Source organism: Salegentibacter sp., assembly GCF_036568425.1.
Taxonomy (GTDB): Bacteria; Bacteroidota; Bacteroidia; order Flavobacteriales; family Flavobacteriaceae; genus Salegentibacter.
The window spans coordinates 1-20,642 of sequence record NZ_DATCSO010000037.1 but is presented as its reverse complement, the minus strand read 5'-3'; the positions used below and the strand labels follow the sequence as shown (position 1 = coordinate 20,642).

Genomic DNA, 20,642 nt, shown 5'->3' with positions numbered 1-20,642 from the left:
AACAAAGGTTATATCAACATAAAAATCAAAGTTTAAAAAGCTTCAGTTCCCGATATCGGCTCAATAAATTAGTATACTATGAAGAATTTGAATATCCATCTCTAGCAATAAAAAGAGAAAAGCAATTAAAAAAATGGAATCGACTCTGGAAAATCAATCTCATAAATGATTTCAACCCCGATTGGGAAGATTTGACAGAACGATTTAAATAGAAAAAATTATATATAAGACTCCCGCCTTCGCGGGAGTGACAAGAGACAATATTATGTTCGAATTAAAAACCACCCATAAAAAACTGCTGGCCGATACCATCACCCCGGTGAGCGTGTACCTGAAACTACGGGACAAATACCCGAATTCACTATTGCTGGAAAGTAGTGATTACCACGCCAGTGATAATTCTTTTTCTTATATCTGCTGCAATCCTATTGCATCTATCAAGCTTCAGAATGAAGTGATCACCGAAATTTTTCCCGATGGCAGCAAGCAGACTACTCCCATTTCCGAAGAAATAAATATCCCAGAAAAGATTCAGGAATTCTCTAAGAGATTCAAAACCACAAACGGTAAATTCAAGTTTATCAACAACGGACTCTTCGGCTATATCGCCTACGACGGGGTTAGATATTTCGAGGATATTAAAATTTCCAAAAAAGAGGGTGACCTGGAGATTCCCGATATATATTACGCTGTTTATCAGAATATCATCGCGATCAACCACTTCAACAACGAAGCTTACATCTTCGATCATCGCTACGATACCGAAAGCAGGATCGCCGAAATTGAACAGCAGATCAAAGTGCGCAATTTTGCGACCTATAATTTCACGCGTCAGAATGCCCCGGTTTCCAACCTTACCGATGAAGAATTCAAAGAAAACGTGAAACTAGGTAAGAAACACTGTTTCCGCGGAGACGTTTTCCAAATGGTGCTTTCCCGAAGGTTTTCCCAAAGATTTAAAGGAGATGAGTTTAATGTTTACCGTGCGCTTCGCAGCGTGAACCCCTCGCCTTACCTTTTCTATTTTGACTACGGAAGTTTTAAGATCTTCGGAAGTTCTCCCGAAGCCCAACTGGTGGTGAATGATGGCCGGGCTGAAATTCATCCCATTGCCGGAACTTTTAAAAGAACCGGAAATGATGAGGAAGACGCTGAACTGGCCAAGAAACTCGCCGCCGACGAAAAGGAAAACGCAGAACACGTCATGCTGGTTGACCTGGCACGAAACGACCTCAGCCGTCACGGCAACGATGTGAAAGTCGAAAGATATCGGGAAATTCAGTTTTTCTCCCACGTGATTCACCTGGTAAGCAAGGTCACCGGAAAAATTGCAGCTAATACCAACACTATGCAGGTAGTGGCCGATACCTTTCCGGCGGGAACCCTAAGCGGTGCACCCAAACACAGTGCGATGAAACTCATCGAAAAATATGAAACCGTGAACCGGGATGCCTACGGTGGCGCCATCGGATTTATGGATTTTGAAGGTAACTTCAATCATGCCATCATTATCCGCTCCTTTGTGAGCAAAAACCATCAACTGCATTATCAGGCCGGTGCCGGCGTGGTTTCAGAATCGGTGGAAGAGAATGAATTACAGGAAGTATATAACAAACTTGGAGCTCTTACAAAAGCCCTGGAAATAGCAGAGGAGATATGAAAAAAATATTAGTTATAGATAATTATGATTCTTTTGTGTACAATTTGGTACATTATCTTGAAGAATTGGATTGCAAAGTTACGGTGAGAAGAAACGATCAATTAAATCTGGAAGATGTAGAGGAGTTCGATAAGATCCTGCTTTCCCCCGGTCCGGGAATTCCTGATGAAGCCGGATTATTAAAACCCATCATCGAAAAATATGCGGCCACCAAAAGCATACTAGGAGTTTGCCTGGGGCAACAAGCCATAGGAGAAGTTTTCGGCGGAAAACTTGGCAACCTGGAAAGCGTATACCATGGCGTGGCTACCGATATAGAAATTTGTGTAGACGACGAACCCCTTTTTAAAGAGCTTCCGAAGAAATTAAAAGTCGGTCGCTACCACTCCTGGGTAGTTTTAAAAGAACTGCCTGATTCCCTTATCGCGACTTCCTACGACGAAAACGGACAGGTGATGTCCCTTCGCCACCAGGATTACGATGTGCGCGGGGTGCAATTCCACCCCGAATCGGTGTTGACACCAGAGGGAAAGAAAATGATTGAAAATTGGGTTAATTCTTAGGCCATTTCCGCAACCTAAGTAAACCTAATAAATGATTTTAATCCTGATTGGGAGGACCTAAGTTCAAGATTCAAAAATTAATAATTATCGTAAAGGCGGAAATCCAAATAACAATTTAGACGCCCGCCTTCGCGGGAGTGACCAAGAAATAAGTATGAAAGCACTACTAAACAGGTTAATAAACCACGAGACCATCTCCAAAGAAGAAGCCAAGCAGGCGCTTTTCAGCATTTCTACTGGAGCATATACCGAGAGCCAGATCGCGGCATTTCTCACGGTGTATATGATGCGTAGCATCACCATCGAGGAATTGGAAGGCTTCCGGGACGGACTCCTGGAGTTATGTCTGGCCGTAGACTTCAGCGCCTACAACCCCATAGATCTCTGCGGAACCGGCGGCGATGGAAAAGATACTTTCAATATTTCCACCACGGCTTCCTTTGTAACCGCCGGAGCGGGAATTAAGGTGACCAAACATGGAAATTACGGAGTTTCCTCGGTGAGCGGAAGCTCTAACGTAATGGAACAACTGGGCATAAAATTCACTAACGATGCCGGTTTCCTGGAAAAGAGTCTGGACGAAACGGGAATATGTATTTTACACGCCCCGCTTTTCCATCCCGCGATGAAGAATGTTGCGCCCATCAGAAAATCCCTGGCGGTAAAGACCTTCTTCAATATGCTGGGACCTATGGTGAATCCGGCTTTCCCCAAGCATCAGCTGGTTGGGGTCTTCGATCTGGAGCTGGCAAGGATGTACGCCTATTTATATCAGAATACCGATAAAAATTTCAGCATCCTGCACGCCCTGGATGGTTATGACGAGATCTCGCTAACAGGCAGCACTAAAATCATTTCAAATTCTTCGGAAATGATGCTGACCCCCGAAGACCTCGGACTGGAAACACTTAAACAGGAAGAGATCGCCGGGGGAGGCAGCATTGAAAGTTCAGCAAAAATTTTTACTGATATTTTAAACGGAAAAGGCACAGCCGCTCAAAACAATGTGGTTTGCGCCAATGCAGGCATGGCCATCGCCACCGCAAAAAGTCTAAGCCCCCAGGAAGGTTTCGCCGAAGCCAAAGAATCCCTGGAATCAGGAAGAGCACTGGAAGTATTAAAAAAATTGCAGGCACTTAGTAGATAGGCTTTAGTCTGTAGCATGGGTTTAACAAAAAACTACAAATAGTAGAAACCAACAATAGATTGCCACGAGCTTTGCCCTCGCAATGACGAAGTAAAAATAACAGACAACTGCAAAATGAACATACTGGACAAAATAATAGCCGACAAGCATAAGGAAATAGCTTTAAAAAAACAGCTTATTCCGGTTTCACAGCTGGAGAATTCAGCGCTTTTTGAACGGGAGACGCTTTCTTTGGTGAAGCGCTTGAGAAATTCAGAAAGCGGGATCATCGCCGAACATAAGCGGAGATCTCCCTCAAAATCGGTGATCAATCAAGACCTGAATATCGCCGAGATTGCTGGTGGCTATAAATCAGCCGGAGTTTGCGGGATGTCGGTTTTAACAGACGGCAAGTATTTTGGCGGCTCGCTCGAAGATCTGCTTTATGCCAGGGCCTCAGCCAATTTACCCTTATTGCGCAAGGAATTCATCATCGACGAATATCAGCTGCTGGAAGCCAGGGCTCACGGTGCCGATGTGATTTTGCTTATCGCAGCAGTTTTAGAGCGGGAGCAGATAAAACAGCTATCAGAATTTGCTAAAAGCCTGAACCTGGAAGTCCTGCTGGAAGTCCATAACGAAGAGGAACTTCAGAAATCGATTATGCCCAGCCTGGATATGCTGGGAGTAAATAACCGGAATTTAAAGAACTTTGAAGTGAGCACCGATATCAGCAAGGAATTATCAGAAAAGATTCCTTCGGAATTTGTTAAGGTTTCAGAAAGCGGAATTAGCTCGGTTGAAGCGATAAAAGATTTGAAGAACTATGGCTACCAGGGATTTTTAATCGGGGAAAATTTCATGAAAACCGATAATCCCGGAAAGGCAGCTGGAGAATTTATAAAGAAATTGGAAAAAATCAGTTTATAAAAATGAATACTAAGTTTTACGAGCTTGTCGAGTTTTTTGACCATTTGTGAGTGTAGCAAATCAGTAGCGTTAAAAATTATTGAAGCCTTGGAAAAAATTTAGCTACTGATTTGCGGTTTTTTGGCCTTGTTGCCAAAAAAACACCTCCACAAAGGGCGCCCTTTTTTGTTTCTTTTTTTGGGCGAGCAAAAAATGAAAAGACAATATATAAAAGTAATAACTGAGGTTAAAATGTGTGAATTAGCAATGCAAGTACGGTTAAATGTAACAGCAAAGTTTAGATGATAAAAGCAAAACCTTTTTAAATGAAAAATAAAAATCTTAAACTAAAAATCTGCGGGATGAAGCACCCGACTAACATCAGCGAAGTTGCCGCGCTTCGGCCCGATTATATGGGGTTCATTTTCTATGAAAAAACCCCGCGCTTTTTTGAGGATGAAATTCCGAAGCTTGATCCGGCAATAAAGAAAACCGGGGTTTTTTTGAATGCCAGCGTCAATGATATCCTGGAAATAGTCAAAAAAAATAAACTTCAGGCGGTACAGTTGCACGGCGGGGAGTCGGCGGAATTTTGCCGGGAATTACAAATCATCTTCTCCGGCATGGACAAAATGGAAATCATAAAGGTATTTTCGGTTAAAGAGGAATTCGATTTTTCAATAGTGAAGGAATTTGAAGGAAATGTGGATTATTTCCTCTTTGATACTAAAGGAAAAACCAGAGGCGGTACAGGAGAAAGATTCAATTGGGAGGTTTTAAAAGACTACCCTTCCTCCACTCCGTTTTTCCTAAGCGGCGGAATTGGCCTCGATGAAGTGGAAGCCATTAAACAGCTGCAGCAAGATCTTGAGCAACAAGGAAAACCGGATGTTTTTTACGCCATAGATGTAAACAGTAAATTTGAAAAGCAACCGGGGATTAAAGATTTGGAAAAACTGTCTGCATTTAGATCGCAGTTCAAAGGATGAACTCTTAAAACCCGTCATTGCGAAGCTGAAAGCTGAAGCAATCTTTTGATAGGTGAGATTGCCGCGGGCGATGCCCTCGCAATGACAAGAAGAATATTCGTGCATTAGTGGTGAAAAGTCACCTTGTAAAAAATAAGAATGTAAAATTTATGGTTTGAAGATCATAGTTACACAAGTGACTCTGAACCGACAATCCACAATAATTGAAAAAAATGAGTTATCAGGTAAACGAAAAAGGATATTACGGCGATTTTGGTGGGGCCTATATTCCCGAAATGCTGTACCCAAATGTTGAGGAGCTGCGTAGGCAGTACCTGGACATTATGAAAGAGGAATCTTTCCAAAACGAATTTAAAGCCCTGCTGCGCGATTATGTGGGCCGACCTACTCCCTTGTATTATGCGGAGCGGTTCAGCAAAAAATACAACACCAAAGTCTACCTCAAACGCGAAGATCTTTGCCATACCGGGGCCCATAAGGTGAACAATACGGTAGGGCAAATCCTTATGGCTAAGCGCCTGGGCAAGAACCGCATCATCGCCGAAACCGGCGCGGGTCAGCACGGCGTGGCCACGGCTACGGTTTGTGCCTTAATGGGTATTGAGTGCATCGTATATATGGGTGAGATAGACATCGCCCGGCAGGCACCCAACGTGGCTCGGATGAAAATGCTTGGGGCAACGGTTATCCCTGCCAAATCTGGCAGCCGAACCCTGAAAGACGCCACTAACGAGGCGATAAGAGATTGGATCAACAATCCGGTAGATACCCATTACATCATCGGCTCAGTGGTAGGCCCACATCCCTATCCTGATATGGTGGCCAGGTTTCAGGCGGTGATTTCTGAAGAGATCAAAGTGCAGCTGAAGGAAAAAGAGAACCGGGAAAACCCCGATTATGTAGTGGCTTGTGTAGGAGGTGGAAGTAATGCCGCCGGAACCTATTACCACTACCTCGATACACCCGAAGTGGGCATCATCGCGGTGGAAGCTGCCGGAAAAGGCATAGACAGCGGCCAGAGTGCGGCAACATCAGCTTTGGGAAAAGAAGGTATCATTCATGGCAGCAAAACCCTGTTGATGCAGAGCGAAGACGGACAGATCACTGAGCCTTATTCCATTTCCGCCGGACTTGATTATCCCGGGGTTGGGCCTATGCACGCGAATTTATTTAAAAGCGGTCGCGGGGAATTCATCTCCATCACCGATGAAGCCGCGATGAAAGCCGGACTCCAATTGGCAAAACTGGAAGGCATCATTCCCGCCATTGAAAGCTCCCATGCCCTGGCCATTTTTGAAGACCGCAAGTTTAAGGAAGATGATATTGTGGTGGTTAACCTTTCCGGCCGGGGAGATAAGGATTTGAGTACATATATTGATTACTTTCAGTTGTGAGTCCCGATGAAGATCGGGATCGGTTGTGGGTTTTCAGTCCCATTTTTTGAGAATCGCTATAAAGGTTTAATGTTCGGGGTTTGTGCTTTGTTGTTTATAGTTGAGAACGGATTCACGAATGTTTAATTTAACCGAATGGGTATCGAGAACCTGCGAGCTATGAAAAAAGCAACAGACGCTGCCCTCGCAATGACGGAAAAATAATGAATTAACGGAGCAGGAGAAAAAGGAAAAGAATGCTGCAGTTAATACCCTCGCAATGACGGAGAAAAATGAATTAACGAATTAACAGATTAGAATGAAAAGATTACAAAAAACATTAGCTCAGGACAAAAAACTGCTTTCCATATATTTCACCGCCGGGTACCCGGAACCGGAGGATACAATCTCCATTATCAAAGACCTGGAAAAAAGCGGGGTCGATTTTATTGAAATTGGACTTCCGTTTAGCGATCCGCTGGCTGATGGCCCTACCATCCAGGAGAGTTCGGGCGTGGCTTTGAAGAATGGGATGACCACCAAAAGACTTTTTAAACAGTTGGAAGGAATAAGAGAGGAAGTTGAAATCCCGCTAATAATTATGGGCTATTTCAACCCTATCCTTCAGTTTGGCGTGGAGGAATTCTGCAAAAAATGTGCTGCAGTAGGTATAGACGGACTCATAATCCCTGATCTTCCGGTGGAAGAATACAATGAGAAATACAGGCCGATCTTTGAAAAGTTTGGTTTGAGCAACATCTTTTTGATCACTCCGCAGACTTCAGATGAGCGCATTCGCTTTATAGATTCGGTTTCCGAAGGTTTCATCTATATGGTGAGTACAGCCAGCGTTACGGGATCTACCAAAGGATTCACCCAGGAAACCCGGGATTACTTCCGGAGAATTTCAGCAATGAAACTTAAAAACCCGCAGATTGTTGGGTTTGGGATAAGCGACGAAGAAACCTACCAACAAGCCACCAGCTTCGCCAAAGGAGCTATAATCGGTTCGGCTTTTATAAAACACCTCAACCAAGGTGGAAAACAGGATATTACTGGTTTTGTTAAAAGCATCCGCCCGGTTTAACCTTATTCTAACATCCCATTTGGAGGTTTTAAGACTCTTGTTTTGTATCTTAGAATTGAACTTAAAAACAGAGAATTATGCCAGGTCCAATTGAAAAGAATAAAAAGAAAAGAAAGGAAGAACAAAAAAATCCTGTCAATCCTTCCGGAAACAAGGAGGAAACCAATGAGTTTGATATTGACGAAAAAACCATAAAAGACCAACAAAACAAAAAATAATTTATGGGTAGAGGAGATAGAAAAACCAAACGCGGTAAAATTGCAATTGGCACTTATGGACGACTTCGCCCAAGACGTAAAAAGTTTAAGGTGAAGCCCACCACCGTAGCCGAACAGAGCAAGAAAGAACTTCAGTAAAACTGAAGAATCGCGAATACAAATAGCCGGTGCCGGTAACAAATATTATTATATCAGAAAAACTGGAGTGGTCGTAAAAAACTACTTTACAGTTGACCCCAACTTCAGAGGTTTACTTTGAGGCTGGGGTTTTTTTGTGTTTAGTCTTAATCTGGAGTCATTAGACGTTTGCATTAATATCTTTGCGGCCTCTGCCCTTCTCCACGGGTTTTGCGTGAAATAATTCGTCGGTCTTAATGAAGAAGACGATAGATTTTTACGTCATGCCGGGCCTGATTCGGCATCTCATCAAATTCGTGGTATCTCCAATTCTCACTCTTATGAGACCCTGAAGCAAGTTCAGGGTGACGCTCTGTAAGTTGGGGGCATTCCAGACTTGACCTGGTATCTCCTCCTGGTAAAATCAAACCCACGTTAAACGTTGGCGGGCAAGGCCCGAAACTCAAAACTGACAACCGAGAACCGATCACAGCCACTCCCTATACTGCATCACCCTGAAATCTATTGTATTGAAATCAGCATTTTTTTGTTTCAGGTATTTATAGAGTTCCATACTTCCAATTGCGCGATTGGCAGAACCCGAGGGCGCGGTGAGAGAAACTGTGTTGATGAGCCTCCCGTCAAGGACAAACTGATGCACCCTGGGCACCTCATTGGAAATCACTTTCAGCCTGATATCCTCCCCTATCTCTTTTAAATGTTTTCTAAAAAAATATTCCGGGCCGTTTTTGGAATTACCACCGGTAAAGAGCAATCGCTCAATCTTTGGATGTTTCCGCAGGATCCCAATCATATCCCGAAGCTCCACCTTTTGCATCCCCATATCGCTGGCGTCTATCTTTTCGCGATGGCTACTCTCCACCATATCACAGATCCCAATTCCCCGTTCTTTTAGAAAATCAATCCGCTGCCGGATAGCTTCTTCGGTGGTCTCGAACTTCAGATCCAGTTCGAAGATCTTATCCAGCACCTTCCACAGTAAGCCATCCCGACTCCCATAACAGAAATCCACATCGCCTTCCTTCAACTCTCTTTTAGTAAACCGCGGCGGCGGCAAAGTACCCACGATGAGTTTAGTTGCATTTTCAGGAATAAAAGGTCGGTATGGATGGGTGTGATGAAAAATAGCTACTTATTTAAGTTTTACTACCAGATCATCAGCGAAGACCATGGTGCCTTCCTTGTGAATGATCTCTGCGATCTCCCCTTCGGCAGTAGCGGTGATGGTGGTTTCCATCTTCATCGCTTCTATCACGAACAGGGGCTGATTCTTTTTAACCTTTTCGCCTTCTTTTACCAGTACAGATGATAATGAGCCCTGCAGGGGTGCGCCCACTTGTTTTGGATCATTCTTATCCACTTTGGTGTGCACCACTTTCTCCACTTTAACCGATTTATCCTGAACCTTCACCGTACGGGTTTGTCCGTTCACTTTGAAGAAAGCGTCAACCAGTCCATCTTCATCTGCTGTTCCCACCGAAAGAAACTCGATGAGCAGGGTTTTTCCTTTATCCATTTCCACGGTGATCTCCTCACCGGGAGTCATTCCATAGAAGAAATCGGGGGTTGGGATATTCATCACTTCCCCGTAGCGCTTGTAATGGTTAAAGAAATCGGTGAATACTTTTGGGTAAAGTTTATAGGAAAGGAAATCGGTCATTTCCAGTTTACGGCCCATTCCCTCTTTGAAGGTGTTTTCAAATTCTTTAAACTCCTTCTCGAAATCTATGGGCTCCAGATGTGCATTCGGCCTGTCGGTATATGGTTTTTCTCCTTTCAGAATAATTTTTTGAAGGTCTTCTGGGAAGCCACCCACGGGCTGCCCAAGATCTCCTTTAAAGAAATTCACTACCGACTGCGGGAAGTTGAGATTCTCCCCTTTCTCCATCACGTCGTCTATACTCAGGTTATTGCTCACCAGGTACTGCGCCATATCGCCCACCACCTTACTGCTGGGTGTCACCTTAATGATATCGCCAAAAAGCTTGTTCACTTTAGAATACATCGCCGTGATCTCGTGAAAACGATGCGCCAGCCCTAGAGATTCGGCCTGGGGTTTCAGGTTGGAATATTGCCCTCCCGGAATCTCGTGCTTGTAAACATCGGCGGTTCCGGCTTTCAGGCCACTCTCGAAGGGAAAATAATACTTCCGAACCTCTTCCCAGTAATGCGAATATTCATTGAGCTTCTCCATATTGAAATCGGCCTGTCGCTCACTGGAACCTGTCATTTCCACCAGGGAATTGAAGTTAGGCTGCGAGGTAAGGCCCGAGAGTCCGCCCAGGGCCACATCTACCACATCCACTCCGGCTTCTATCGCCCTGAGGTAAGTTGCCGATTGAACCGACGAGGTATCGTGCGTATGCAGGTGCACCGGAATGTTGATCTCTGATTTCAATGCGGAAATGAGTTCTCCGGCAGCGTATGGTTTAAGCAGGCCGGCCATATCTTTTATCGCCAGGATATGCGCCCCGGCATTCTCGATGTCTTTTGCCAGCTGAAGGTAATAATCCAGGTTATATTTGGTGTTTTTGGTATCAAGGATATCGCCGGTATAACAAATAGAAGCTTCGGCAAGTCCATCGGTGTTCTTTCGCACATAATCAATACAGGGCGCGATAGACTCCATCCAGTTCAGGGAATCGAAGATACGGAAGATATCCACCCCATTTTCCCAGGCTTCAGCAACGAATTTCTCCACCAGGTTATCAGGGTAAGCGGTATAGCCAACCCCATTGGAACCTCTTATCAGCATCTGAAGCAGGATATTAGGCATCGCTTTCCGAAGCAATTGTAAACGCTCCCAGGGATTCTCTTTCAAAAAACGCAAACAAACATCAAAAGTAGCTCCGCCCCAGACTTCCATACTAAAAGTTTCCGGGTGGTTTTTGGCGTAACCTTCAGCCACTTTCAGCATATCTATACTACGCATACGGGTTGCCAACAGACTCTGATGCGCATCCCGCATAGTGGTATCGGTAAAATGTATTTTTTTCTCATCCTTCAGCCATTGGGCAAATTTTTCAGGACCCAGTTCGGTCAGCAGGTCTTTGGTTCCCCTGGGGTAAGCGGCATTCGCATCAAAAGCAGGGATTGCAGGCTTGATAAAATCGGGTTTTTTCGTTACCTCCTTCACATCTGGATTTCCGTTCACCACTACATCCCCAAGGAACTCCACCATTCGGGTAGCACGGTTCCGGGTTTCCTTCAGCTTAAAGAGTTCAGGGTGGCTGGCGATGAAATTCACCGTAGCACTTCCATCCCTAAATCCGGGGTGATTCAGAATATTATCCAAAAATGAGATATTGGTCTTCACGCCCCTAATCCTGAACTCAGCCAGGGCACGTCGCATTTTCCGGCAGGCGCCATCGAGGGTACGGCCACTGGCAGAAATCTTCACCAGCATAGAATCGAAAAACGGAGAGATGGTCACGCCCTGGTAAAGGCTACCCGCGTCCAGCCTGATCCCGAAGCCGGAAGCGCTTCTATAAGTAGTGATCGTTCCGTAATCGGGTTTGAAGTCGTTGGCTGGATCTTCCGTAGTAATTCGGCATTGCAGGGCAAACCCGTTGATCTTCAGCGATTCCTGGTCTTTTATCTTGATCTGTTTATCGCTTAGGTGGTAGCCCCCGGCGATAAAAAGCTGTGCTTTCACCAGGTCTATATTGGTCACCACCTCGGTTACGGTGTGCTCCACCTGAATACGCGGATTCACCTCGATAAAATAAATACTGCCGTCTTCATCCACCAGGAATTCCACGGTTCCGATATTGTTGTAGTTCACCGCTCCGCAAATATCCAGGGCATACTGGTAAAGTTTCTCCTTGGTTTCCTGTTTCAGGTTGTGGGAGGGCGCATATTCTATCACCTTCTGATAACGACGTTGCACCGAGCAATCGCGCTCAAAGAGGTGCACCATATTCCCATGGGTATCAGCCACGATCTGTATTTCTATATGTTTCGGATTTTCGATGAACTTCTCAATAAACACCGTATCGTCGCCAAAGGCATTCAGCGCTTCCCGCTTAGATTCGGTAAAAGCCTTTTTCAGCTCCTCTTCATTGCGAAGCACCCGCATTCCGCGGCCTCCACCTCCACTGGCCGCTTTCAGCATTAAAGGAAAACCAATGCGGCGGGCTTCCACCAGGGCTGTGGCCTCATCTTTAAGTTCTTTGGTGTTGCTTTCAATAACCGGCACTTTGTTTTCTATAGCCACCTTTTTAGCAGTGACCTTATCGCCCAGACTCTTAAGCACAGATACATCGGGCCCTACGAAGATGATATCATTATCGGCGCAGGCCTGCGCAAAATCGGCGTTTTCAGAAAGAAATCCGTAACCGGGATGAATCGCATCGGCGCCAATCTCTTTGGCCAGTTTGATAATGGCCTGGATATCGAGGTAAGGTTTAAGCGGTTCCTTATCGCTGCCAATCTGGTAAGACTCATCGGCCTTATAGCGGTGCAGCGAATAGCGATCTTCAAAGGTGTAGATCCCCACGGTTCTTAATCCTATCTCTGTGCAGGAACGAAAAATCCTTATCGCGATCTCTCCCCTGTTGGCTACCAATACTTTTTGAATTTTCATCTGAAGTTTTTAAAATATAGTTATTTCGGTTACTCCCGAAAACTACTTAAAGATGAAGAGCTACGCAGGGTTTGAAGTGCTAAAATTTCTATAAATCTTCTTAGTCGGCAGTCTTTTGTCTTTAGACGGGAGAATTTTGAATTGTTTATCGTTTAGGGTTTGTTGTTTAGCGCCCTCGGGAGCCCGACGCGGCAATCTTTTGTTCAATGTTCAAGGTTTGGCGATCTTTACGTGCTTTGCGTGAAAGAAAAACCAAACACCCGAATCACGAACCAACCAACTCCATTACAGGATCACATGGTCACTGCGTGACAAGAATAACCCGTCATTGCGAGAAAGGCGATAGCCCAACGCGGCAATTTTTTCGTACTCTACCCGAAAGAAACCAGGCTCAATAGATCACGAACCCCGAATTAACGAATTAACGAATTAACCAATCTCCAATCAACCAACATCCTCACAGCATCTCTCCGTCACAGGTTCACAACAAAGCCAACAACAATTCCCTATATTTGCGACCTATCAAAAACTAAGACCATGACAGAGACTAAAGTGCTGAATTATATCGAAGACGTATTGGAAAACATGCCAACAGACTGGCTGAAACTAACCACCCATCGCCTGGATATTTATAATGAAGACCTGGCTAAGACTCAATTCCTGGAGCAGTTTGAAAGCTTGTTTACAGAAAATAATTCTTCATCCACAGCACTCAGTCAATTACCTACCGCTTATGATTATATTCGCTTAGGTCATCCTTTATCATCTGTGCTGGAATGGGCAATTGCCAAATTAAATAACCTCCAGGCTGAAAATGTAATAAGCTTTTCATCCCGGACAATTCCCGTTTTAGCCGTTCTAAGAAAAAATCTGTTCGATCAGAAGAAAACCCAAATCTGCTATACCGGAGAATTACCCGAATTTTTTGATGCGGATGTTCTCAGCACTGTGTATGGCTATAATTTTGAATTAAAACAACTTGCGGAGGCCGAAGAGATTCCTGAGTTCAACGGCAGTACTGTATTTATTTCACAGCAGGGAGAAATCGGTGAGTTTGATCTCAACCCAAACCTTGACTTTTTTGTGAGCCTTCAGCCGGAGCTGGGAAGCATTTTACTGGTAAATGGAGAACATAATAAAAGTTATATCCCGGAAATTCAGCATGTGCGAAGAAGAGAGACCATTGCCATGACCCCGGCCGATTGCTATTCGGCGCTGCAGCAGCTAACAGGGAAGTCTGCTTCAGATAGAGAAAAAAACAATGCAAAGACAAGCAAAGCCCTTGTCCTTGATTCGATTAAAGAGATTACCGGCACCACTACAAAAGCCTTACTTGCTTCCAGCGGATTGTCTATGCAGTATGCCATTATGATGGGACTTATTGACGATGCCCTGGAAAAGCATCCCGGCAAGGCTATCAAAATCATTGTTCCTCCAAACTGTTATGGCGGAACGAACGACCAGGCAAGACGGGTAGCGGCCTGTCTTGATAATGTTGAGGTAGCCGATCTACTTGTTGATGGGGATAATAATATGGTTCAAAGCATTGATCTGGTACTGAATAAAGTTGCCAGGGAAGATGCCGTGCCTTACATTATCGCTGAAATCCCGACCAACCCGAGAGTGGAAGTTCCCGATCTCAAAAAATTAAAGGAAGTTTTAAGCAAGGAACGTAAAACTGAAGGCGGGGAAACCGCTATCGATCCTGTCTTTATTTTAGATCAAACCTTTTGTCCGAATGTGCAGTTCCTGGCTAATGATGGCATACTCTCCGGAATAAGGAGCATTTCCTATGTAAGCGGCTCGAAATTTCCAAGTGGCGGAAAATGTACTGCAGGCTATTGTGTAGCAAACAATAAAGCTGAAGCTTTGTTGGACAAAATAGAAAAGCATCTCATACTTTGTGATAACGAGGCCACAGCGCTTCAGGTTGAAATATTAGCCAGGCAATTACCATCCATGAATCAAAGGATTCTTGAGGCGTATAAAAACACCCGGGAATTTGTAGACTTTATCAGGGAGACTTTACCCGGGGCGAAGATCAATTTTGTTTCAGAAGAATTGGCCCGGGAAGGATTCACTCCGTCTGTATTTTCATTAGATCTCCCCACCAAAGGAGATACTGATGAAGAAAGAGAAGCCTATAAACGAGCCTTGAATCAGAAACTGATCGATATGATGATCACCGAAATCCCCGATGAAAGCAAATACTGTGTGAGCTACGGGCAGTTAAAAGGATGCTATTGGACTATCCCCGCCACATCTACTCAGGGAACCACCAAAGAAGATGATAAAGACTATATCGCCAGGGTTTCAGTTTCTCCCGACCTGGATCTTGAACATCATAAAAAAGTTTTTTTAGATTTCGTTTCAGAAAATCGATAACTCAAAACCGAGAATTTAATTTTCAGCATCACTGCATCACAGCATCACAGTAAATCCCGTCAATGCGAGGAGGTCCCAAGCCAGACGTTTTAATCTTTCGAACGTTCAAAGTTCAAAGTTCAAAGTTTAACGTAAAGCATCTTTGTGATCTCTGCGGAATTCTTTGTGGACTTAGCGTGAAACCAGCGAATCTCGAATCACGAACCAACCAACTCCATCACAGGATCACATGCGCACTGCGTCACAAGAACAACCCGTCATTGCGAGGAAGGCGATAGCCGGACGCGGCAGGCTTTTGGTTATTTTAATGTTCAACAAATTTTACGGACTTTGCGTGAAAAAAACATACGAATCCTCAATTAACGAATCACGATCTAACGAACTAACGAATCACGAATTAACGAATCACGATCTAACGACTTCATCACAACGTCACTGAGTCACATGATCACAAAAAAAACAACAAACAAAAAACCCCAAACAGCCCGAAGGGCTAAGTCTAATTAAGCGATCGATCACAATTAGTCATCATTTTAAACCGGCATTTAAAACTCTGTTTACGTTTACGGCGGCGATGGCTGTTGAAGCTGATCCTGATGAACTTCCCCTCCCCGTTTTTATCATCATCGGAGAGCATAAACCCGTTGTAATCCAGCAAAAAATCGCAGGACTCCCTGAAGCTGAACCGGGCGGTGCAGGCCTTCACTAAATTGGGTTTTTTCTCAGGACCTTCCATAATTTTAGAAAATTTGGAAAGTATAAGATACGAAAAAATAATATTAATCAACTGAGAAGATATTTAAAAAACAAAAATGCCAACCTATAATAAGAATGTCTCTTTATTATGCCAGTTCAAAGATTCCTGAGACGGATACCATTTCTCATTTTCGGGGAGTAGAATTTGTTTTCCCTCAAATTTAGTTAGTGAATAATTGGTGTTTTCATTTTGTATAGATGGAGAAACCCTCACTACATAATTTGAATTAATAGTAATTAAACCCCGGTCAAAGGCCCGGTGTAATGTAGGTGAAAGCGCAATGCCGTTTGAAACGGTGTCATCGTTTGAGAGACTAAAAGGATAAATATGACAAGCATCTACCATTTGTACATTATGAGTTGACGTGATTTTCAAACCTGAAATACAACAGGTAAAATCATATATTTTTGGAACTGTTTTTTTAAATAAACTTCCACGGATAAATATTTCCTCTTCAAACTGATTGTCCTCCAGTTTACTCTTTAAGTCTATTAAATGGGCCTGATATTTTTCTTTAGGTTCATTTAAAATCTCATTTTCAATTTCAATTTCTTCTGAATATTTCTCAGGTCTTTTATAGTAGGAACGAACATTAGGAAAATAAAAATCGATCAAAAGTTGTTCAAACCACAGCTGATTTTCCGGAAGTAATAATAAATAAAATAAATCCTTATCAATTTCAGCAAAAGCAACCGACTCATTTAAACTATTAAAACTTTTGATGCTTTTCGAACTCGTTAGACTTAATTTACTTCCCGGCTTGGTAACTAAACGCCAAAATGGTTCGGACCGTAAATGAAAAAATGGTAAAGCAAAATTGCTGGTATGTCTCGTATCTACTAATAATTTCCAGTTATTTTGAAAGGCAAGGATTAAATCGGAGTCAATAAATATCTTATTTGTGGTAATAATTCCCTTTGCAATTAATTGAATAACGGAAAGAAGTAGAACAGGCTTATGAGGTGCCCTCCCTAGATTTTTGGAGTAGCCCCGGTTAAGTTTCTTGAAATAAGTCAAGTATTTAAAAATTACCTCTTCTGACATATTTTATCCCACAGCTAATTTCTGACTTTCTTTTAAAATATAAGATGGCATTGCTTCGTGCAATTTCCATTCAACATTCATTGGCTTAGCCCCTTTTGATTTAACGAAATCTGCTTCCCCTAAAAAGGTATAAGACATTGTAAATCCAAATTCATCAACATTTTGCTCCCTCACAAATAAGAGTATTTTTTTTCCTTTTTCTCTATGTTTAATATAGGATTCGCCTTTTGGAGAGTCTGGTGCAGTACTGTTTTGGGATTGCCAGTGAAATAGTTTTTTATTTAATGCGTAATCCTCATACATCGTAGTAGGGGAATATTCTTTTTCAGTTTTTTTAAGAGTTACAAAGAGTGCTTCAATATTAAGCTCTTTATTTTGAGCTATACCTTCGCGATTGGAAGATTTTTTCTGAAAATCACTCAATCCTAAAGCAGCTAATATTTCTTCTCGATTATATCTGCTGTGTAATTTTAATGCGAATGGAAATTCTAAATCAATATCTTTTTCAATGAATTCTATTTTCTCAATTAAATGTTCAAGATATTCATTCATTTCCTCTAGCATAATTTTATTCTTGCTCAAAATTTCGAAACTAGTCGAAAGATCTCTGAAATTTAGTTTTTCCCCACTTTCTTGCCACACATCGTAATGAAACATTAGAAGCATCACCTTCTGTGTTTCTGAGAGCAAGCTTAAATTCAATTTATTATTAATTAAATCTTTGATAAACCTGAAGTAACTTAAAGAATTACCATTGATTAATTTTCTTTGCAGACACGCGGTAAATTCCTTTTCCTGTGGCTCATTAAAGTCAGGGATTACTCCAGCATCTGCACATAATCGTTTCCAACTTCCTTTTTTATAAACTTGCCTAATATCTAAATGGTGGAACTCTAAGAAATTGTTTAGAGTAAGGGGAAGGGTAGAATAATGTTTGAAATTATGAATTTTTTGAAGAAGCTGTGGTCTCCTAAATTCTGTTGCTTCTCTAATATTTTTAAGAATAACCTCTTTTGCCTTTTCCTCTAAAACTATAGAGCATCCAAGGGGTAAATGTGGAAACTCGTCTTCAATCTCTTTAATTATTGAAGTGTGAGTTTTACCTACGAGGGCTCTAAATTTATGCTCAAAATCGTATTCCGGTCTTGCATTTCCCACAAAATCAAGAACTGTTAGGCAGTCTTTATTCTCAGCAAGCCGAAGGCCACGACCTAATTGTTGCAAGAAAATGGTTAAACTTTCCGTTGGTCTTAAAAAGAGAACGGTGTCAATATTTGGAATATCTACTCCTTCATTGAAGATATCGACTACAAATAAATAATTAATTTCCTTTTTGAGAAGTCTATTTCGAATTAGATCACGCGATCCGCTGTTACCGCTAACGAGATAATCGGCTTTTAACCCGGCAAGTATAAATTTCTCTGCCATATACTTTGCATGCTCTTGACTGACACAAAATCCCAAAGCCTGCACATCGTGTATGTCGGTTAAATACTCTTCACAATTTTTGATTATATCTGCAACTCGGTGGTCATCTTCAGTGTAGAGCTTGGTAAGTTCTCTAATTTCATATTTTCCATTCCATTTTACATTACTTAAATCCACTGTATCAGAAAGTGCAAAATATTGGAATGGGCTAAGCAATTTTCTATTTAATGCTTCCGGTAATCTTATTTCTGCCGCTATTTTGTTATGAAAATCCTCGGCGATGTCTCCACCATCCATTCTCTCTGGAGTCGCAGTAAGACCAAGTAAAATTTTAGGTCTAAATCGATGAAGAATGGGACGGTAGCTGTTTGCCTTTATATGGTGCACCTCATCAACAATTATGTAATCGAAAAAGTTTTCAGCTAAGTCAAGGTCTTTCAAACGGCTATGCAAAGTTTGGACTGAAGCAAAAAGCTGGCTATATCTTCCAGGTTCGTTTCCCTCGACCCACAATTCACCAAAATTGGCATCTTTTAGCACATGCTGAAATGTTGTTTGCGCTTGTAATAGGATCTCTTTCCGATGCGCTACGAATAAAAAATTAGCATTTGGTTGAAGATCATTAAATCTTTTAAAATCGAAAGCAGAAATAACTGTTTTACCTGTACCTGTTGCGGCAACTAATAAGTTTTTATTACGGTTATGAATTTCTCTTTCTGCCTGTAATTTTGATAAAATTTCTTCCTGATATGGATAAGGCTTAAGATCGAAGAAAGCACTAATTTGATTCGTTTTATACGTACTTTCTTTTTTAAGAGCTTTGCTTAGTTTTGCTCGATCATTTTGATATTTATACTTTTCAAACTCTGGATCTTGCCAATACGTTTCAAATGTCTTTTGAAATTTATCAATGATATGTCCAATTTCCTGTGTGGTAACTTTAAGATTCCATTCCAAACCATTCGTTAGTGCCGAACGAGATAGATTAGAAGAACCTATGTATCCAGTATGAAATCCTGAATTTCGCAGGAATAAATAAGCTTTGGCGTGTAACCTTTCGTGCTGTGAATTATAAGATACTTTTATTTCCGTATTTGGTAAGGATGAGAGGTATTCAACTGCTTTCACATCTGTGGCACCCATATAAGAGGTTGTAATTATATTTAGTTTTTTGCCACTTCTGGTAAATTCTTCCAGTTCCTTTTTAAAAATTCTAATCCCGGAAAACTTTATAAAAGAGACCAACCAGCAAATTTCATCGGCAGAAAGAATCTCTTTTTTAATCTCGCTTTCCAGAGAAATTCCAACATTATTTCCAGTAAAAAGTTCACTCTGACTTAACCGCGTGTATGGTGTAATTTCTTTTAACCTGGCTTCCAAATTTGAATATGGGAAATCTAGTTTTGAAAATACCGCTTGTAAAATCCTTCCTTCGCTTTCTATTAAATTATCAGAAAACTCAATATGTCTTAATTCCTTTACTAAGAGTTTTATAATCTTATTTGATAATTCAATTTGCTTAAAAGGTCGGTCTTTGTCTTTAATTTCATTAAGCGCAAATTTGATAGTTTCAGCTAAATATGTGCTTAAATATTCGGAAGCTTCTTCTTTATCCAAGAGTGTTTCACTAACGTGGAATTTTTTTAAATCTACATCTTCGAGTTTGTTGGAAACTAATTTAGTAATCAATTGCTCGTAAAGGCCGGTTTCAAAACTCATTTATAATTTTTGATATAATAATTAACAATAGGAATGTCTGCTTCTGCCCAATCCAAAGTTTTCAACTCTTCAATAGGTAACCATTCCACCTTTGAATGTTCAAGCAGCACAATTTCAAAAGTTTGCAATGCACAGCGAAAAGGTATTAACTCGATTACCTTAGACTTAGAATAATTATGTTGATTTGAGGGCAACTGTTCGAGGACTATAATTTCAACTCCTAGTTCTTCTTTAATTTCTCGTCTTAAACATTCCTCCAGAGTTTCATTTTTAACTTTCCCGCCTGGAAATTCCCATTTATTAGGTAAATTCATTATGCTGCTTCTTTGAGCACATAGAATTTCACCTTTATTTTCAATTATTGCACAGGCAACTTTCATTATTAATAGAAGCTCTTTAAAATGATTGCAGGAAAATAACCGATTGAAATTTTGGTTTATAGGCCATAACCTGGCTCAATTTAACATTATTTTCACAACCTAAAAAACCTTTCTTTGTGGCTTGGGGGTAGTTGGTTTCTTTTCAGGAAAAAACCATAACTTTAACCTGGAAATTAGATCATGCACTCTTCTCAGAATTAACAACCTGGATTATGCTCACATTACTTCTTTTTGATTTCAGTAAAACGGAAGACTGGTCGGGTTGGGAAACAGTGAACGAC

General features: G+C 41.8%; 18 protein-coding genes. 12 read left to right on the top strand and 6 right to left on the bottom strand.

Annotation, left to right across the window (positions count from 1 at the left end):
- The 10 genes from VIM94_RS04295 to VIM94_RS04250 form a co-directional block, all read left to right on the top strand.
- The coding region (locus VIM94_RS04295; RefSeq protein ID WP_332038053.1) for a GIY-YIG nuclease family protein at positions 1-212 on the top strand (212 nt) is incomplete at its 5' end.
- A 53-nt stretch (positions 213-265) separates the two neighbouring features.
- On the top strand, positions 266-1,660 hold the full coding sequence (locus VIM94_RS04290; protein WP_332038052.1) for an anthranilate synthase component I family protein: 1,395 nt from the start codon (positions 266-268) through the stop codon (positions 1,658-1,660).
- Positions 1,657-2,223 carry an aminodeoxychorismate/anthranilate synthase component II gene (locus VIM94_RS04285; protein WP_332038051.1) on the top strand — a complete coding sequence of 189 codons (567 nt, stop codon included), beginning with the start codon at positions 1,657-1,659 and terminating at the stop codon, positions 2,221-2,223. Before VIM94_RS04290 ends, VIM94_RS04285 begins: the two co-directional genes overlap by 4 nt.
- 154 nt (positions 2,224-2,377) lie before the next feature.
- On the top strand, positions 2,378-3,370 hold the full coding sequence (gene trpD / locus VIM94_RS04280) for an anthranilate phosphoribosyltransferase (protein ID WP_332038050.1): 993 nt from the start codon (positions 2,378-2,380) through the stop codon (positions 3,368-3,370).
- 114 nt (positions 3,371-3,484) lie between these two features.
- Positions 3,485-4,279, top strand: coding sequence for an indole-3-glycerol phosphate synthase TrpC (trpC, locus tag VIM94_RS04275; RefSeq protein WP_332038049.1), 795 nt, complete (start codon positions 3,485-3,487; stop codon positions 4,277-4,279).
- A gap of 305 nt (positions 4,280-4,584) precedes the next feature.
- On the top strand, positions 4,585-5,247 hold the full coding sequence (locus VIM94_RS04270; RefSeq protein ID WP_332038048.1) for a phosphoribosylanthranilate isomerase: 663 nt from the start codon (positions 4,585-4,587) through the stop codon (positions 5,245-5,247).
- A 212-nt stretch (positions 5,248-5,459) separates the two neighbouring features.
- Positions 5,460-6,641, top strand: coding sequence for a tryptophan synthase subunit beta (gene trpB, locus VIM94_RS04265; protein WP_332038047.1), 1,182 nt, complete (start codon positions 5,460-5,462; stop codon positions 6,639-6,641).
- Positions 6,642-6,939: 298 nt separating this feature from the next.
- Complete coding sequence (gene trpA / locus VIM94_RS04260) at positions 6,940-7,707, top strand: tryptophan synthase subunit alpha (protein ID WP_332038046.1); 768 nt, start codon at positions 6,940-6,942, stop codon at positions 7,705-7,707.
- A gap of 77 nt (positions 7,708-7,784) precedes the next feature.
- Entirely contained in the window at positions 7,785-7,925 is a 141-nt protein-coding gene (locus VIM94_RS04255; RefSeq protein WP_332038045.1) for a hypothetical protein, read from the top strand.
- Positions 7,926-7,928: 3 nt separating this feature from the next.
- Complete coding sequence (locus VIM94_RS04250; RefSeq protein ID WP_093410546.1) at positions 7,929-8,063, top strand: 30S ribosomal protein THX; 135 nt, start codon at positions 7,929-7,931, stop codon at positions 8,061-8,063.
- Between the two features lie 233 nt (positions 8,064-8,296).
- Here VIM94_RS04250 and VIM94_RS04245 read toward each other — a convergent pair whose 3' ends face one another.
- The 3 genes from VIM94_RS04245 to VIM94_RS04235 are packed head-to-tail and all read right to left on the bottom strand — an operon-like array spanning position 8,297 to position 12,648.
- Entirely contained in the window at positions 8,297-8,470 is a 174-nt protein-coding gene (locus VIM94_RS04245; protein WP_332038044.1) for a hypothetical protein, read from the bottom strand.
- A gap of 59 nt (positions 8,471-8,529) precedes the next feature.
- On the bottom strand, positions 8,530-9,189 hold the full coding sequence (locus VIM94_RS04240) for a uracil-DNA glycosylase family protein (RefSeq protein ID WP_332038054.1): 660 nt from the start codon (positions 9,187-9,189) through the stop codon (positions 8,530-8,532).
- Positions 9,190-9,195: 6 nt separating this feature from the next.
- Positions 9,196-12,648, bottom strand: coding sequence for a pyruvate carboxylase (locus VIM94_RS04235; protein WP_332038043.1), 3,453 nt, complete (start codon positions 12,646-12,648; stop codon positions 9,196-9,198).
- Positions 12,649-13,185: 537 nt separating this feature from the next.
- Here VIM94_RS04235 and VIM94_RS04230 point away from each other — a divergent pair.
- Positions 13,186-15,033 (top strand): PLP-dependent transferase, encoded by a 1,848-nt coding sequence (locus VIM94_RS04230; protein WP_332038042.1) that lies wholly within the window; start codon positions 13,186-13,188, stop codon positions 15,031-15,033.
- A gap of 574 nt (positions 15,034-15,607) precedes the next feature.
- Complete coding sequence (locus VIM94_RS04225; RefSeq protein ID WP_332038041.1) at positions 15,608-15,742, top strand: hypothetical protein; 135 nt, start codon at positions 15,608-15,610, stop codon at positions 15,740-15,742.
- A gap of 111 nt (positions 15,743-15,853) precedes the next feature.
- Here the strand turns inward: VIM94_RS04225 and VIM94_RS04220 are convergent, their stop codons facing one another.
- From VIM94_RS04220 to VIM94_RS04210, 3 genes are read right to left on the bottom strand one after another with little or no spacing between them, the layout of a single operon-like run.
- Positions 15,854-16,834 (bottom strand): HNH endonuclease, encoded by a 981-nt coding sequence (locus VIM94_RS04220; RefSeq protein ID WP_332038040.1) that lies wholly within the window; start codon positions 16,832-16,834, stop codon positions 15,854-15,856.
- Positions 16,835-16,837: 3 nt separating this feature from the next.
- Positions 16,838-19,981: a DEAD/DEAH box helicase gene (locus VIM94_RS04215; protein WP_332038039.1), complete on the bottom strand. Its 3,144-nt coding sequence runs from the start codon at positions 19,979-19,981 to the stop codon at positions 16,838-16,840.
- Positions 19,978-20,361 (bottom strand): (deoxy)nucleoside triphosphate pyrophosphohydrolase, encoded by a 384-nt coding sequence (locus VIM94_RS04210; RefSeq protein ID WP_332038038.1) that lies wholly within the window; start codon positions 20,359-20,361, stop codon positions 19,978-19,980. The genes VIM94_RS04215 and VIM94_RS04210 overlap by 4 nt, the downstream gene beginning before the upstream one ends.
- Positions 20,362-20,642: the final 281 nt, after the last annotated feature.